The 15,537-nt window shown below is 64.5% G+C and carries 17 protein-coding genes; 14 read left to right on the top strand and 3 right to left on the bottom strand.

The features are described from left to right. Positions 1–14 precede the first annotated feature (14 nt). Together MOV80_RS18970 and MOV80_RS18965 are read right to left on the bottom strand one after the other, a co-directional pair. Complete coding sequence (locus MOV80_RS18970; protein WP_146176041.1) at positions 15–383, bottom strand: hypothetical protein; 369 nt, start codon at positions 381–383, stop codon at positions 15–17. 265 nt (positions 384–648) lie between these two features. After that, the gene (locus MOV80_RS18965; RefSeq protein ID WP_019103893.1) at positions 649–996 is read right to left on the bottom strand and encodes a Mor transcription activator family protein; all 348 of its coding nucleotides are present in this window, start codon (positions 994–996) and stop codon (positions 649–651) included. 241 nt (positions 997–1,237) lie between these two features. Here MOV80_RS18965 and MOV80_RS18960 point away from each other — a divergent pair, with 241 nt between their 5' ends. From MOV80_RS18960 to MOV80_RS18915, 11 genes are all read left to right on the top strand, one after another. Further along, a complete protein-coding gene (locus tag MOV80_RS18960; protein WP_161524524.1) occupies positions 1,238–1,699 on the top strand; it encodes a Gp37 family protein in 462 nt (153 codons plus the stop codon). Further along, entirely contained in the window at positions 1,696–1,893 is a 198-nt protein-coding gene (locus tag MOV80_RS18955) for a hypothetical protein (RefSeq protein ID WP_043639092.1), read from the top strand. Before MOV80_RS18960 ends, MOV80_RS18955 begins: the two co-directional genes overlap by 4 nt. A gap of 2 nt (positions 1,894–1,895) precedes the next feature. Further along, positions 1,896–3,332: a phage tail sheath subtilisin-like domain-containing protein gene (locus tag MOV80_RS18950; RefSeq protein ID WP_043639095.1), complete on the top strand. Its 1,437-nt coding sequence runs from the start codon at positions 1,896–1,898 to the stop codon at positions 3,330–3,332. A 2-nt stretch (positions 3,333–3,334) separates the two neighbouring features. Continuing rightward, the gene (locus MOV80_RS18945) at positions 3,335–3,859 is read left to right on the top strand and encodes a phage major tail tube protein (protein WP_043592621.1); all 525 of its coding nucleotides are present in this window, start codon (positions 3,335–3,337) and stop codon (positions 3,857–3,859) included. A gap of 214 nt (positions 3,860–4,073) precedes the next feature. Continuing rightward, complete coding sequence (locus MOV80_RS18940; RefSeq protein ID WP_019101636.1) at positions 4,074–4,328, top strand: phage tail assembly protein; 255 nt, start codon at positions 4,074–4,076, stop codon at positions 4,326–4,328. Between the two features lie 25 nt (positions 4,329–4,353). Next, positions 4,354–4,482: a GpE family phage tail protein gene (locus tag MOV80_RS23495; protein ID WP_191186169.1), complete on the top strand. Its 129-nt coding sequence runs from the start codon at positions 4,354–4,356 to the stop codon at positions 4,480–4,482. A 125-nt stretch (positions 4,483–4,607) separates the two neighbouring features. Then, on the top strand, positions 4,608–7,337 hold the full coding sequence (locus MOV80_RS18935) for a hypothetical protein (RefSeq protein ID WP_107731420.1): 2,730 nt from the start codon (positions 4,608–4,610) through the stop codon (positions 7,335–7,337). 61 nt (positions 7,338–7,398) lie between these two features. After that, on the top strand, positions 7,399–8,310 hold the full coding sequence (locus tag MOV80_RS18930) for a phage tail protein (RefSeq protein ID WP_249605386.1): 912 nt from the start codon (positions 7,399–7,401) through the stop codon (positions 8,308–8,310). Between the two features lie 4 nt (positions 8,311–8,314). Next, positions 8,315–8,530 carry a tail protein X gene (locus MOV80_RS18925; protein WP_019102548.1) on the top strand — a complete coding sequence of 72 codons (216 nt, stop codon included), beginning with the start codon at positions 8,315–8,317 and terminating at the stop codon, positions 8,528–8,530. After that, positions 8,527–9,591: a contractile injection system protein, VgrG/Pvc8 family gene (locus tag MOV80_RS18920; RefSeq protein WP_232060461.1), complete on the top strand. Its 1,065-nt coding sequence runs from the start codon at positions 8,527–8,529 to the stop codon at positions 9,589–9,591. Before MOV80_RS18925 ends, MOV80_RS18920 begins: the two co-directional genes overlap by 4 nt. Next, a complete protein-coding gene (locus MOV80_RS18915; protein WP_019102546.1) occupies positions 9,588–10,241 on the top strand; it encodes a phage baseplate assembly protein V in 654 nt (217 codons plus the stop codon). Before MOV80_RS18920 ends, MOV80_RS18915 begins: the two co-directional genes overlap by 4 nt. Before the next feature lie 235 nt (positions 10,242–10,476). Here the strand turns inward: MOV80_RS18915 and MOV80_RS18910 are convergent, their stop codons facing one another. Continuing rightward, positions 10,477–10,815: a hypothetical protein gene (locus MOV80_RS18910; RefSeq protein WP_019102545.1), complete on the bottom strand. Its 339-nt coding sequence runs from the start codon at positions 10,813–10,815 to the stop codon at positions 10,477–10,479. A 579-nt stretch (positions 10,816–11,394) separates the two neighbouring features. Here MOV80_RS18910 and MOV80_RS18905 point away from each other — a divergent pair. The 3 genes from MOV80_RS18905 to MOV80_RS18895 are packed head-to-tail and all read left to right on the top strand — an operon-like array spanning position 11,395 to position 15,473. Next, a complete protein-coding gene (locus tag MOV80_RS18905) occupies positions 11,395–12,420 on the top strand; it encodes a hypothetical protein (RefSeq protein WP_107731422.1) in 1,026 nt (341 codons plus the stop codon). Between the two features lie 10 nt (positions 12,421–12,430). Beyond that, the gene (locus MOV80_RS18900) at positions 12,431–14,398 is read left to right on the top strand and encodes a hypothetical protein (RefSeq protein WP_118268556.1); all 1,968 of its coding nucleotides are present in this window, start codon (positions 12,431–12,433) and stop codon (positions 14,396–14,398) included. A gap of 13 nt (positions 14,399–14,411) precedes the next feature. After that, positions 14,412–15,473, top strand: a complete 1,062-nt coding sequence (locus tag MOV80_RS18895) for a ferritin-like protein (protein ID WP_043592613.1) — start codon at positions 14,412–14,414, stop codon at positions 15,471–15,473. The last annotated feature ends 64 nt before the right edge of the window (positions 15,474–15,537 follow it).

Genomic DNA, 15,537 nt, shown 5'->3' with positions numbered 1-15,537 from the left:
GGCGTTTGCAGGGCTCAGTAGTAACTGACGACCAACTGGCCGTGCTGGCTATTTTTGGGCGTGGCGATGCTGAAGCTGCGTTGGCTGTCGCTGCGATCCAGGTCGTAACCGTTGGCGGTGGCCTGACTGCTGGATTTCGCGTCGGCGTTGGCGCGTACCAGAAGGTTCTCGCCGTTGGCCGCGAGGGCCTGGATGTGAACCGGTGCTTTGCATTTGCCGACTTCCAGCCGGCTGGGGCCATTGAGCCGGCTGGGCGCATCGAGCGCCAGCGGGCATTGAGCCTCGACGATGCGGCCGCTGAAGATGATGACGCCGCCGTCGGCCAGTGCGACCGACGACAGCAACAGGCAAGCCATGGTGGCAAGCGACGCTGCTTGTTTCATATGAATACCCCGTTTGATCGAATAAGCTTGTTCCCAACGGCTCTGGCGGCCGCTGTGGCGGTGTGGCCTTCTAGGTATAGGCGGTATCCAGTTTGATTCCAGCAAAAAATTAATATGTTAAAGCTGAGTTTAATAGTAAATATCTATAAAAGTTACAAATCAGCCGTTTATTAATTCAATATTATTTAAAATTTGCACGACAAAAGCCGCTCTCCGGTTTCGGATGAGCGGCTTTTTGCATTGGCGCGACCAGAAGGGCGGGTGCTCAGCAGGCCAGGCTGGCGCGTTGTTCCTGCTCCCGTTGGCGTTCTGTTTTGATGATTTTGTAGATCCATTGCAGCGAGACGCCGTAACGACGCGCCAGCTCGGCGTGGTTGCCGCCGGTGAATTCGCTGTAGATCTGCTGGTCGCGCTGGGAGGATTTATAGGACAGGCCGATGGGGAAATAGATGTTCTGTCCGCCCCAGTGCTTGGCCATGCGCTCGGCGATTTCCTGGCCCAATTGCTCCGCTTGTTGCTGCTCGGTGTTGGCGAGCTGCTTCAGCGTCATGGCAACGTGTTGGGCCAGATCTACGAGCAGTTCCGGTCCTTTGCTGCGAAAGCGTGCTTGCATGGCGTTGTCCTTTGGCGCGGTGTCGATGAAGGAGATTATCGTCGCCTTCGCGCGCGGGGCCCGGATGACGCGTGTCAGCGCCGACCGGGGCGCGTTGGCGGCCGCTTTTCTGTAAAGCGCGTTAAAAGACCGCCAGGACCCTGGTGGCGCATCCTTGCCCTCGTTCGATGGCCAGGCGCCGTCGGCAACCGTCATTGCGAGTGATCTCGCCTGTCTTCCCTCGATGTCCAGGAGCCCGCCCGTGGCCAGCACTTCCCAAATTGTTGACGCGCTGTTGGCGCGTTTGCGCGGCGCTTTGCCGTCATTGAGCGTCGAGCATTGCGCGGCGCCGGCCGATTACCGGCTTGAACATCCGCAAGGCGCGCTCTTGTTGAGCTATCGCGGCAGCCAATTCGCCTTGCCTCGCGATGTAGCCGGAGTTTGCCAGCAGCGCACGCTGCAGCTGGAGCTGACGCTGCTGCTGCGGCGCGCCAGCGCGCAACTCAACGATACGGAAGCGCTGGACGCGGCGCGGAGCGCCTGCCTGGGATTCCCCGCGCCGGATTGCCGACCCGCCTGCCTGTTGAGCGAAACCTTTTTGGGCTTCAGCGACGGTATCGCCCGTTACGCCATTTCACTGGCCGCCGACACCTTGCAGGTGGCGGAGGCGGCCCCGGGGCATGAGCCTGTGTTAACCGCAGTCACTAAGGAGGAGCAGTCATGAAGTACTTGTATTCCGGGCCGATCAGCGGCGTCACTCTGGCCGACGGCCAGGAAATCATGTTGTTTCCCGGCGCTGAGGTGGAGATGCCGGAACAGCACGATTACACCCGCATGCTGTTGGCCTTGCAGCATCTGAGCCCGTTGCCGCAAGCGGCGACGGCATCGACGTCCCCTAGCGCTGAACAAGGAGCTTGAGCATGGCAGCCAATTATCTGCATGGCGTGGAAACCATTGAAGTCGAACGCGGCGCGCGCCCGGTGCGCACCGTCAAATCGGCGGTGATCGGCCTGATCGGCACCGCGCCGACGGCGCCGGAGGCAGCCCATACCCCGGTGTTGTGCCTGTCGGAAAAAGACGCGGCGGCTTTTGGCCCGCAACTGGCCGGCTTTACCATTCCGCAAGCGTTGAATGCGATCTACGATCACGGCGCCGGCACCGTGGTGGTGATCAACGTGCTGGACCCGGCCGTGCATAAAACCGCGGTGGCCGGCGAGGCGGTGACGCTGGACGCGGCCACCGGCCAGGGCAAAACCGCCAAGGCGGCGCTGTTGAACGTGGCGGTGAAGAGCGCCGACGGCGCCACCGCTTACGCGCTTGGGACCGACTACCTGCTGGACGCGGTCAACGGCAAGATTACGCGTGTGAAAGACGGCGCCATCGCCGCGGGCGCGGTGCTGAAGGTCAGCTACGATTACGCCGACCCGAGCAAGATCACCGCCGCCGACATCATCGGCGCGGTCAACGCCGCCGGCAACCGCACCGGTCTGAAGGCCTTGCAGGACACTTACAACCGCTTCGGTTTCTTCGCCAAGCTGCTGATCGCTCCGGGCTTCTGCACCCAGAACTCGGTGGCCAGCGCCATGGCCGCCATGGCAGACAAGCTGGACGCCATCGCCTATGTCGACGCGCCGATCGGCACCAGCTTCGCCCAGGCGCAAGCCGGCCGCGGCCCGGCCGGCGGTATCAACTTCAACACGTCCAGCGACCGCGTGCGCCTGTGCTATCCGCACGTCAAGGTATATGACCCGGCCACCAACGACACTCGCCTGGAGCCGCTGTCGGCCCGCGCCGCCGGCCTGCGCGCCAAGGTGGACAACGACAAGGGCTTCTGGTGGTCCAGTTCCAACCAGGAACTGGCCGGCGTCATCGGCGTGGAGCGTCAGCTGACCGCGATGATCGACGATCCTCAGTCCGAGGTGAACCTGTTGAACGAGCAGGGCATCACCACGGTGTTCTCCAGCTTTGGCTCCGGCTTCCGTCTGTGGGGCAACCGCACCGCCGCCTGGCCCACCGTCAGCCATATGCGCAACTTCGAGAACGTGCGCCGCACCGGCGACGTGATCAATGAGTCGATTCGCTATTTCAGCCAGCAGTTCATCGATATGCCGCTGAACCAGGCCACCATCGACGCGCTGGTGGAATCGGTGAACGGCTACGGCCGCAAGCTGATTGGCGACGGCGCGCTGCTGGGCTTCAAAGCCTGGTTCGACACGGCGCGCAATCCGGAAACCGAGCTGGCCGCCGGCCACCTGCTGATCAGCTACAAGTACACGGTGCCGCCGCCGCTGGAACGTCTGACCTTTGAAACCGAGATCACCTCGGAATACCTGTTGAGCCTGAAGGGAGGCAATTGATCATGGCAGGCAAGATTGAAATCAACCGCATCACCAACGCCAACATCTATATCAACGGCAACTCGCTGCTGGGTCGCGCCGAGGAGATCAAGCTGCCGGACGTGTCCGCCATCATGCAGGAGCATAAGGCGCTGGGCATGGTGGGCAAGATCGAGCTGCCGGCCGGTTTTGACAAGCTGGAGGGCGAGATCAAGTGGAACTCGCTGTACAAGGACGTAGCCAAGATCATCGCCAATCCGTTCCAGGCGGTGCAGCTGCAGGCCCGTTCCAGCATCGAGACCTACGGCGCGCAGGGTCGCCTGCAGCAGGTCAGCCTGGTGACCTTCCTGACCGTGATGTTCAAGAAGAACCCGTTGGGTACTTACAAACAGCATGAAAACGCCGATTTCAGCTCCTCCTTCTCCGCCACCTACATCAAGCAGGTAGTGGACGGCGAGGATGTGCTGGAGCTGGACTACCTGGCCAATATCTTCCGGGTGGGCGGCAACGACATGCTGGAACTGTACCGCCGCAACATCGGCGGCTGATGAAGGGCCGGCCGCCGGCCGGCTTGTCGGCACGCTCCCGTTTCCATGAAGGTGGGCCCGGCTTGGCCGGGGCCGCCGGAGCCACGGCGATTCAGTTTGCAGGCAAGCCGGCTGGCGCTTTCAAGCCTTTCCCTAAAGGGCTTTAACAGACCCGCAGGGCCGTAAACCGGACAATGAAGCTCATCAACCACGCAGTCCGCGACAAGGAGCTCCCATGAAGATCAAACTCAAATACCCGTTCACCAACGCCGCCGGCGAACGCCTGGACAGCCTGGAAATCAGCCGCCTGAAGCGCGCCGACCTCAAGGCCGCCAGCCATCACAGCCAGGACGACGCCGACCAGGAAGATTTTCTGTTCGCGCGCATGACCGGCCTGACCCTGGAAGACATCGACCAGCTCGACATCGCCGACAGCCGCGCGCTGGCGGACTGCTTTCGCGACATGGTGGGCGTCTCCGACGACGCTTAAAGATTTCGACGAAGCGCTGCTGACCGTGCTTGGGCTGCCGCCGTCGGAAATCGACGCGCTGGCGATGGACGATTACTGGTTCTGGTGCGAGGTGGCGGAGCGTGAAATCCAGCGCCGTCACGAGCGCGAACAGCAGTGGCTGGATCGTGACTGATTTTTCCTGCGCCGCGCGTCCGTGCGGCCCGGGGCCGGCCCGTCCGTCAGGACGGCCGCCGGCCCCACCCTGAGCCGCCGGAGTAGGTGTGGCGGCCCTTCCCCTCATACACACAGGCTAACACCATGGTAAGCGAGTTTTTCATCGGTCTTAAGGTGGGAGCGACGCTGTCCGGGGTCTTCGACAACGCCTTCCGCTCCGCCCGCGCCTCCTTGGACGAACTGGGCAAGACCAGCTTGCGCCTGCGCGATCGCCAGCGCGAGCTGAGCGACAGCGTGGAGCGTTCCCGCAAGGCTTTCGCCGCGCTGGATCTGCCGCAGTTGGAGCGCGACCACCACAAGCTGGAGCTGACGCTGGACCGTTTGCGTCAGCGGCACGACGCCTGGCTGGATAGCGTCAAACGCGGCCAGGGCGTCAAGCTCGCCCTGCCCGGCGTGTCCCAGGTCAGCGAACTGGTGGTCAAGTGCCGCGTAGAGCTGCAGGCCTCGGTGAAGGTCAAGGCGGTGATCGAAGTGGAACAGCGGGTGCTGGAAAGCCAGGAGCGGCAAAAAGACGCCACCTGCAATCCTCGCCCGCCAACCTGCCCAAAACGGCCGACACCCCGCGGCGACGGCGACGACAAAGCCAAAGACGCGCCCCCCGATCTAGAATCCACTCTCAAGCGTCTGCGCACGCCCGGCATCCAGCGATGGATAGGCGTGGCCGACGCTGTTCAGCTGTCCTCGCGCTGGCTGTCCGACGCCGCCGGCAAAACCCACGAAGTCCTATCCAAAGGTCTGGGCAATAAAGCGCTGCGCTATGTGCACGGCAAGCTCAACCCGCTGCTGGGCGGCAAGCTGCCCAGCGTGGACAGCATGCTCGGGGCGCTGGAAAGCACTCGCGACGCCGGCGACACCATCGCCAAGGGCGCGGCCAGGGTGGGCCGGGCGCTGCGTCGTTACGCCGATGCTCCGGGCAGTGTGCTGGCCAAGATCGCCGCAGCCAGCGAGGCGCTGTTGAAAGAAGACGGCGCCAAGTCTGCCGCGTCGGGCAAGACGGGCGGCGCGGCCGCCAAGGGCAAGGCCGGCGGCGGCAAGATCCGCTCCGCCATTCGGCTATTGCAAGGCCTGCAGGCGCCGGACGCCACGCCCTTGATCGAATTCAACGATAAGCTGGGCAGCATCAGCCGCGATGTGGCGAAGGCGGCTGGCACGGTACACAAGACCTTGTCGCAAGGCATGGGCAACAAGGCGCTGCGCTATGTGCACGGCAAGCTCAATCCGCTGCTGGGCGGCAAGCTGCCCAGCGTGGAAAGCATACTCGGTTCGGTGAAAGCGCTGGAAGAGGGCGCAACCAAGGCCGGCGAGATCAGCGACAAGGTGGGCAAATCGCTGCGCCGCTATCAGGACACCAAGGGCGGCTTGCTGAGCAAACTGTGGGCCGCCGGCACCGAATGGTTCAAGGAAGACAAACCGGGCGGCACCCAGAGCCAGGCCGACAAGCCGGGCGACTGCATGGAGGCCAAGCCCGAGAACTGCTGCTGTTGCTGCCAGCCGGTCACGCGCGACATCGACAAGCCCGGCGACAGCATGGACCCGGACCGGGACGAGCGCAAAAAGGAAGACAAGCGCGATAAGGAGAAAAAGAACGATCGGCGCGAGCGGGGCCGCAAGGAGCGGCGACCCAGACCCAAGCCGCGTCCCAAGCCCAGCCCGAAACGGAGGCCCAGTCCGAGACCTAAGCCCAGTCCGAAGCCGAATCCCAGAAGGAGCCCGCGTCCGCGGCGTTTGCCCAAGGGACGTGGCCTGCCCGGCGGCATCGGCGACCTGTTCCGCCGCGGCGCGGCCTTGGCCAAAGCCGGCGTCAAAAGCCTGGGCAATGCGTTGAAGCAAGTGCCGGGCATGTTGCGCGGCGGCGTGCAGAAGACGGGAGACTGGCTCAAGAGCTTGCCGGGCAAGGTCAAGGCCGGCGCGCAGAGCGCGGCCAAGGCGGCGGGTTCGGCGGCGAGCCGCATCGGCGCCGGGATGAAGCGCCTGCCTGGATTGGCGCGCGGCGGCATCAGCGGCGCGGCCAAGCTGGCTAGGGCGGCGGCCCAGCGGGCGGCTCCGTTGTGGAAGGCGGGGGTTGGCGTGGCCAAGGCCGGTCTCGGCATCGGCAAGGAAGTGTTCAAGCGCACCGGCGGCCTGCTCAAGGCCGGCATCGCCGGTTCGGTGATCACGGTGATGGAGGCCGGCCAGGAAGCCTGGAACGTCGGCAAGTCCAACCGCAGCCAGACAGAGAAGAACAAGGAGTACTGGAAGATAGGCGGCAAGGCCGGCGGCTCCATAGGCGGCGCGGCGATGGGCGCGGCCATCGGCACGATGATCCTACCCGGCGTCGGCACTCTGGTGGGCGGCGTCATCGGCCACTTCGCCGGCAAATACGCTGGGGAATGGGCCGGCGGCAAGGTGGGCAACGCCATCCACGGTGCGCCCATGCCCGGCAAGGCCAAGCAGCCGCCCGCCGCGCCTCCACCTGCGGCTACCCAGCCGCCGTCGCGGCCGCCCAAGGTGGATTTCAACAAGCCGGCGGGCAAGCGCGGCGGGGTCAGCGCGGAAGTGACGGCCAGCGTCTCGGTGTCTGCCCAGGCGGAAGTGCGCGCCCGGCAGCTGCAACGCCTGCAACAGGGCGGCGCGGCGGCCAAGGCGCCGGCCAAGAACGCCGGCGGCGGGATGAACGTCACCTTTGCGCCGCACATCACCGTTACCGCCGGCGCGGCGGCCACGGTGAAGCAGCAGGTGCAGCAGGCGGTGCAGTTGTCCTACGCCGAGTTCGAACGCCTGATGCGGCGTTACGAGGCGGACAGGCAACGGCGTAGCTATAGCGCCCGCGCTTGAGCCGCGGAGCCCGGCGCGCTAGCGCGCCGGGTCCTCTTTCCACCCATTCGGAGGGCAACCCATGTACGCGGTACTGGGCAATATCGAGTTTGATCTGATCAGTTATTTCGACGGCCTGGAACAGCGCAGCGGCAGCGACTTCGCCGAACACGGCCGCATCGGCGGCAAGCCGGTGCTGCAATTCGTCGGCGACAAGCTGGACGAAATCCGCATCGACCTGGTGCTGCACGCCTCCTACTGCCAGCCGGACGAGGAGTTGCAAAAGCTGCAGGCGGCGAGGCAGCAGCACCAGGCCTTGGCGTTTGTGCTGGGCAACGGCGACTACAAAGGCCGCTTCGTCATCGCCGAACTGCAAAGCACTGGCCGTCAGACCGACCGCAGCGGCAGCCTGCTGGCGGTGGAGGCCCAGCTCAGCCTGCGCGAGTACGGCGGCGACGCCCCGCCCAAACCCAAGCCGGCGTTGGCCAAGGCCGCGGCCAGCCTGCCCGCGGGCAAGCTCAAATTGCCGGCCGGGCTGGAGCGCTTCAAGGCCGATATCGCCGGCCTGGCCAAGACCGTGGCTCAAGTGAAAAGCGTGGTGGGCAAGGTCAAGACCGTGATCAACACCGCGCGCGAGCTGCGTCAGCTGGCTGGCCGCGACCCGGCCGCGGCTTTGGAAAAGCTGCCCGGCCTGCTCAAGGAGGTGCAGGCGGCGGCGCCCGGATTGCAAGTCAGCGCCGAGCAGATGGCCAAGTTCGAGCAATACAGCAAGCTGGCCGGCGACGCGGTGCGCGTGGGCCAGAGCCTGCAGCAGGCCAAGCTCAATATGACGGCGATGGGCCGGCTGCTGACAGGCACCCCTGCCGGCCAGGTGCTGGACAAGCTGGCCGCCTGCGAAGAAATCAACGGCCGCTCCGAAGTGGCCTTGCGCGAACTGGCTGAGCCGCTGGCCGGCTTGGCCGCCAAGGCCGCGGTGCGGCGCATCCTGAGGTGACGTCATGTTCCTGAACCATGTGACCCAAGAAAACGAACGCTGGGACCAGATCGCCTGGCGCTATTACGGCGATGTCGGCCAAATGGCGCAGCTGATCGCCAACAACGCCCACATCCCCATAGGCGAAAGCCTGCCCGCCGGCCTGACCCTGGCCATCCCGGTGCTGGAGGCCGCGGACAGCGAGGCGCTGGAGCAATTGCCGCCGTGGAGGCGCTCATGAGCGACAGCCGCGCGCAGGAGGTGCCGACTCCGGCCTTCGAACTCAGCTACAACGGCAAATCCATCACCGCGGACATCGCCCGCCACGCGCTCAGCGTCAGCTATACCGACCACCTGAGCGGCGAGTCCGACGAACTGGACGTGGAGTTGGAGGACGTGGACGGGCGCTGGCTGGACGGCTGGTATCCGGACAAAGGCGCCACGCTGGCGCTCAAACTGGGCTATCGCGGCGCGGCGCTGGTGGCGGCGGGCAGCTTCGACATCGACGAAGTGGAATACCGCTCGCCGCCGTCCACCGTGCGCATTCGCGCGCTGGCCACCGGCGTGCAGCATCCGCTGCGCACCAAGAACGGCCGCGCCTATGAACAGATCACCTTGCAAGCGCTGGCCCAGCGCGTCGCCAAGCGCCACCGAATGAAGCTGCAGGGCAAGATCGAGACGGTGAACATCGACCGGCTGACCCAGTACCACGAAACCGATCTGCAATTCCTGCAGCGGGTGGCGGACCAGCACGGCTATGTCTGCAAGGTGATGGACAACAACCGCAAGCTGGTGTTTTGGAAACGCAGCGATCTGATGCAGAGCCCCAGCGTGCGTCGTTACACCCCGGCCCAGCTGATGGCCTGGCAGGCGCAGGACCAGCTTAGCAAGGTGCCGGCCCAGGTGGACGTCAGCTATCACGATCCGGCCAAGCGCGCGCTGCGCACCGCCAGCGTGCGCGCCGACGCCAAGGCGCCGGGCGGCAAGGCCAGCAGCGCGGATATCGTCAAGCTCACTCGCAAGGCCGCCGGCAAGCGCCAGGCGGAGCAGATGGCGGCGGCGGAACTGGAACGTCGCCAGTTGGAGCGCACCCGCATGTCCATCACCGTGGATGGTTCGCCGCAGTTGGCCGCCGGCAGCAATATCGATCTGGACGGGTTCGGCACACTGTCCGGCCGTTACCAGATCCAGCGCGCCAGCCACCGCATCAGCCGTCAGGACGGCTATGTCTGCGAACTGGAACTGAAACGGGTGAGCGCCGGCTCCGCCCAAAACACAGCAAACGAGAGGAACAAGCCATGATGGACGTACCCCTGCCGGAAGCGCTGGCCACCCTCAAGTTCGGCAGCGTTTCCGCCGTGGATGCCAATACCCAGCGCGTGCGCGTACGGCTGCCGGAACTGGGGCGGCTGCGCACCGCCTGGCTGCCGGTGCTCAGCCGCAAGAGCGGCCGCGACAAGGACTACTGGCTGCCGGACATTGGCGAACAAGTGGCGGTGCTGTTGGACGCTCGCGGCGAGGACGGCGTGGTGTTGGGCGCCATCTTCTCCGCCGCCGATGCGGTGCCGGTGGCCAGTGTCGATAAATGGCATCGGCGCTTCGCCGACGGCGCGACGCTGGAGTACGACCGCGCGGCCCATCAGCTCACCGTCAGCGGCGGGGTGCAAAAAGTGGTGGTGGAAGCGGGGGCGGAAATTGTCCTCAAGGCGGGCGCCAAGGTCAGCATAGACGCGCCGGCCACGGAAATCAGCGGCACCTTGCTGGTCAAGGGCCTGCTCACCTACCAGGGCGGCTTGAGCGGTTCCGGCGGCAGCGGCGCCAGCTTCTCCGGCAATATCAGCCAGAGCGGCGGCAGCTTCAACAACGCTGGCGGCGACGTGGTGGCCAGCGGCAAGAGCCTGGCCGGCCACGTGCATCCGGCGCCGGGCGGCATGACCGGCGGCCCAGTGTAGGCGTCGCGTTTAGTCTAACCGCAGCGTCAAGCGCCCAGCCCCGATGGCGAGAGCCGTCGGGGCTGGGTTGTTTCATGGGGCAAGAGAATCCGCATCGGCGCACAGTCTGCAGCGCCGGGGGAGCCGCAGTACCGCGGGCATTGCTATGACTTTGCTCGTGCGCCACTCGCGCATGCTGACTTCTCGGTCGTTGCCGCCTTGCCTCGTTCTTGGTCATGAGACCGTGAACACGTTTTTACAGCAAGCGGTTCAACTCGCTGGCCGCGTTCACCTGCATCGCGTGCAGCGGCTCCAGCATGAAGGCGAGGTGGCTGCCGTAAGCCCCTGCGTCCTCGCCTTGCCACAGCAACTGCAGGGCCGCGCTGAGGCTGTTGTTGGCGGCGTCCAGCTCTATCAGGTGGCGGCTGGCTATCTGGCGGATGGATTGATGACAACGGCTCAATTCGTCTATCACCGCATCCAGCATGCCCAGCTCCGCGTGTTGCTGGCGCAGCGCCTGCAATTGGGCGATGGCCTGTCCCAGCTGATGAGTGGGCTTGCCTTCGGCGGCGGAGGGGATGGGGGGGAGGGCCATGATGAAAGTTTCCAATTGATGTCGGCGCAGCCTGTCCGGTACCGATCGGAAGCGGGCAAGTCCATGGCGGGGCGGCCTGCCGGCCTGCGTGGGCCGCGTTCCCGGCGCCGGGGAACTCCGGCGCGTCGTGGATTGTCGTCCAGCGCCGCGCTTGGGGTCAAGGCCGGGCGGGAGCCGCCGCGCCCAAACCGCTTTAGAACCTGTTCAAAGTCTGCCGCGCTGCGGCGATACGGCGTTAAAAACAAGCTCAAAATGCTCATGTACCACTCGACCATTCCGTTTTTTCGCTCGTTTTCGCCTTGTCTCGCTCTGGCTCGCGAGCCTTTGAACCAGCACTTAGTTCGCATCTCACATTTTCCTTTGCGGCTGATCTGGCCGGCAGCTATAACCACACTTGCATGTAATGATAAAAGCATGATTGTTGGCGTGTATTAATACTAAGTGACTATACGTAGTGCGCTGCATCAGGGAGGGCGGGTCCGCCGCCTGCGAAGCGGCGCCGTCCGCAGTCAGCCGGGAAGGGAACGGCCGCCAAGGGGGCGGATGGCACCGGGGTTCCAATACGAAGGAGCACAATCGATGTCATTGCAACAGTCTGTCTCCGCCAGCGTGCGCTGGGGGTGGCTGGTTCTGGCCTGCGCCGCCGCCGGCGTCCAGGCCGCCGACATGCCGGAGGCTTCCGCCGCCGCCGCGCTCAAGGCTTTGAAGAGCACGCCGGCGGGGCGTCACAGCTATTACACCGGCGGCGTGCACAACACCGTCGGCTGTCTGTTGCCGGGCAGCTGCGTTTATCCGCGCAAGCCCGGCGAACCCAGCGACCCGCTGTTCCCCGAATGGTGGGTCAGCGACTGGACCATGTATCGCATCTTCAATCAGGCGGCGATCAAGGAATATCCGCCGCCGTACGCCTCGCCGCCTGCCGGGATGAGCGAGGGCCAGGATTACGAAACGTCCTACGGCGCCAGCTATTACGATTCCAGCTACGTGCCGGCGGATGGCGATGGCCGCGGCGCGATGATGGAGCATTATGAAAAACGCTGCCTGCCCATCTTCCCCGGCAGCAATCATTACAGCTGCTCCTTCGTGTCGCTGGGCAACAAGGCTTATTTCCTGCGCTATGCGGACCGGCCCAAGGGCACGCCGCAGTGCTGTCAGTTCTCCTTGGACAACCACCCGCCGCGTCGAGACTTCATCAAGCATCTGCCGTACAACGCCGCGCAGAGCACCCACTTGAACGGCACGATACAGGCGTACTCGCGCGTGGTGCAGCCGGGCAGCATCCTGTTTGGCTACGCCTTCTACAAACAGCCAACGCGCGACGGCGGCAAGGGTGCGCCGTACCGGCACCCGCAGTCCTTCTTCTTCTCCGGCGATCCCGGCTCGCCGCCGGACGCGCCCATGGTCAGCCAGAACTACAGCCACTTCCGTGCGCAGAAACCGGACCCGAAACAGACCTGGATGAAGGTGGCCGAGATGTGCCCGGCCAAGCCGGAATGGTGCTGCCTGTTCGCCACCGATTGCCCGGACAAGGGCAAGGCCGACGCGCCGGCGGCCGACAAGGCCAACGCCCAACCCGACCCGAGCTGGGCCACCCTGCAGCCGTAAAGGAATCGCCATGAGTTATCTCGACTCCCCCCGCATCCATTTTTCCGGCTACTTCCAGTCGGATGTGTCCACCGTCAACAACAATGTCTGTTATTACGATTCCGACGCTTTCAAGGAGCAATACCAGGAGTACGGCGACGGCGGCTGGAACCCGCAGGGCACCGCCATCTTCCGTTTCGTCAGCTGCAGCGTCACCGGCGCCAGCCTCAACGGCAAACCCATCACCAGCAGCGCGCAGGACCCCATCATCGGCATGGCGATGGAGAACGCCGACCAGCGCGCGCCGGGCAAGATGGCGGACTTGGACCCGCAACAGCAGATGGTGTCGCAGATCTGGGCGCTGCAAGTGCGGCTCACCGACAATGTCGAGCGCGCGCTGTTCATCGGCGACATGCTGCCGGTGGGCTTCATGAATTTATGGAAGCGTCAGCAAATCGAGGCGTTCAACGACCAAACGCTGGGTGCCAACTACCAGTCCATCCTGGAAAATGTGCAATGGCACGGGCATAGCCGCTCGCCGGTGCTGGAAGCGATGCGCAAGGCCAGTCAACACGGGCTGCTGGCCATCGAGTTCAATCTGTTCGGCTACGGCCGCGACCCCTCGATCCCGCGCTACACCCAGGGCCATATCGTCGGCACCATCGGCCCCTACCATGAGCGGGAGCCCAAGCATTTCATCCTGGGCCGGCAAATGACGGCGCAGGTGGACAGCAACAATACGACGAAGCCGACGGAAGGGGTTTACAGCTTCCAGTGCAAGAACCATCCGGACCGTCAGACCCTGACCGCGGACTTCGGCAACGCGCTGCCCATCATTGACGCCAGCGGCGCCTTCGTTGATCTGGGGCCGTTGACCATGGCGGTGTTGAAACAGCCGGCGCACGCGCCGATCAGCGGCACGCTGGCCAAGGACCAAGTCATCGTGCTGGGCCAGGTGGCCTACGACCCGCCGCAGCCGGGCGCTGCGCCCAGCGACGAGCCGTCCGAGTGGTTTCGTCAGACCGCGGCGATCCAGGATTTCGACTACGCCGCCATTCCCGGCGCCAGGCAGGCGCTGGAAGCCTGTCCGCTGCTGTTGCTGAGCCCCGCTGACGACGGCTACCAAGTGCTGGTGCAAGAATCCATCGACGGCCTCTACGTGCGTTCCGACGATCATGTGCTGCGGCTGAACGCCGGCCAGCAACTGCCGGTCAGCTTTTTCGCCAGCCGTTACGGCCAGCCGCTGTCCGCCGAAGTCGACGTAGGCTTGCTGCCCAAGAGCAAGAACCCAATGGGCGGCGGCAAGCCGCTGCCGCCTTCGCCTCCGGACAACAAGCCGGTGCTGCCGCCCAAGATCAGCGTGCCGGCGGACGCGGTGCGCTACCCGGCCAGCTTCCACACCAACGACAGCGGTCATGGTCGAGCGGTGGTCAGCGCGATTCCGGCCGGGCCGGGCAATCCGCGAGGTTATATCGACGGCCAGCTCTACGGCATCGGCTACCAGTTGCGGCAGCAACCTAAGGACTACATCAGCAACCCGTGGAATTTCGTCAGCGTGCTGGCCTTCGACCGCGTGCCGGTGCCGGATCATCCCACTTGGTACCACGATATCCGCCCCATCTTCGTCCAGTACGGCAACCTCTATCCCATCATGAGCAAATACGTGGTGGACCTGGGCGATTACGACTCGGTGGTGCGCCATGTGGACATCCTCAAACTGGCGTTCTCCTTGCCGATGAGCGATCCCAACCACATGCCGGTGACTCGCGACCTGTCCGACGACAAGCGCGCCATCATCCTCAAGTGGCTGAACCAGACCGACGCTCAGGGCAAGCCGCTCAAGGGCGCGCCGCCGCTCAAGGCCGCCGTCGTGCCCGCGCCGCGGGAGGTGGACACCGATGCGGTGGCGGTGCCATTGGACGATCTGCAAATCGCCGGCAAGAGCGCGGTGGTGTTGCAACTCCAGGCGCGACGCAAAGCCGCGCCGTCGCAGGATTGAGGGAGAACAGGCCATGATTCGCTTGCAACGCAGCATCATCCACGGCATCCGCGCCGCCAAGACCGCGGCCGAACTGCATTACTACCTGCAAAACGCGGTGGAACTGGAGCACGCCACCATTCCGCCCTATCTGACCGCGATGTTTTCGCTGAAGCCGGGCTACAACGTGGAAATCCGCCAGCTGATCCACAGCATCGTGATGCAGGAAATGCTGCACATGTGTATCGCCGGCAACATCCTGATCGCCATCGGCGGCCATCCGCAGATCAACAAGCCGCCGTTCATCCCCAAATATCCGGGGCCGCTGCCGATGTCCATAGGCGGCGAGGACTTCATCGTCGGCATCGAACCGTTCTCCAAGGAGCTGGTGTTCAACACCTTCATGGTAATCGAGGAACCGGAAGATCCGGTGCCGGTGGAAACGCCCAAGCTCGCCGCCGAGGACGAGCCGGACTACGCCACCATCGGCGAGTTTTACGACGCGATCAAAAAGAAGATCAAGGAGCTGGGCGACGGCATCTTCATTCCGGCCACCGTGCCCAAGCAAGTGCTGGGCTGGTTCTCCCCGGAACGCTTGTTCCCGATCACCGACGTGGCCAGCGCCCTGCACGCCATCAACATCATCATCGTTGAAGGCGAGGGCACCAGCACCAACCCGAACCAATCTCCGGGCAACCCGGCGCACTACTACAAGTTCGGCGAAATCTACTACGGCCGCCGCATCGTCAGCACCCCGGACGGCGGCTACGCCTACGCCGGCGCGGAAGTGCCCTACGACCCGGCCGGGGTCTACCCGATGGTGTCCAACCCGCAGGACTACGACTATCAGGACAACACCCAGGCCAAGGTGAGGGTGGAAGCCTTCGCCTACAGCTACAGCAGCCTGCTCAACGCCCTGCACCAGGCGTTCAACGGCGATCCCAAGCGCATCGACACCGCCATCGGCCTGATGTACGACCTCAAGGTGCAAGCGGTGAGCCTGATGGAAACGCCGGTGGCGCCGGGCAGCGAGAAGACGGCTGGACCCAGCTATCGCTACGTGAATACGCAAGGAGGGATGGACACCAGCGATTAAACGCCGTCCGCCATTGCGCAAGGCCAAAGCGGTCCGGCGGATGCCGGGCCGCGTTTGCCGTCTC

Origin of the sequence: Chromobacterium sp. IRSSSOUMB001 (assembly GCF_023507765.1) — a bacterium.
Lineage (GTDB): Bacteria > Pseudomonadota > Gammaproteobacteria > Burkholderiales > Chromobacteriaceae > Chromobacterium > Chromobacterium haemolyticum.
This window is presented reverse-complemented; position numbering and strand designations above follow the sequence as displayed.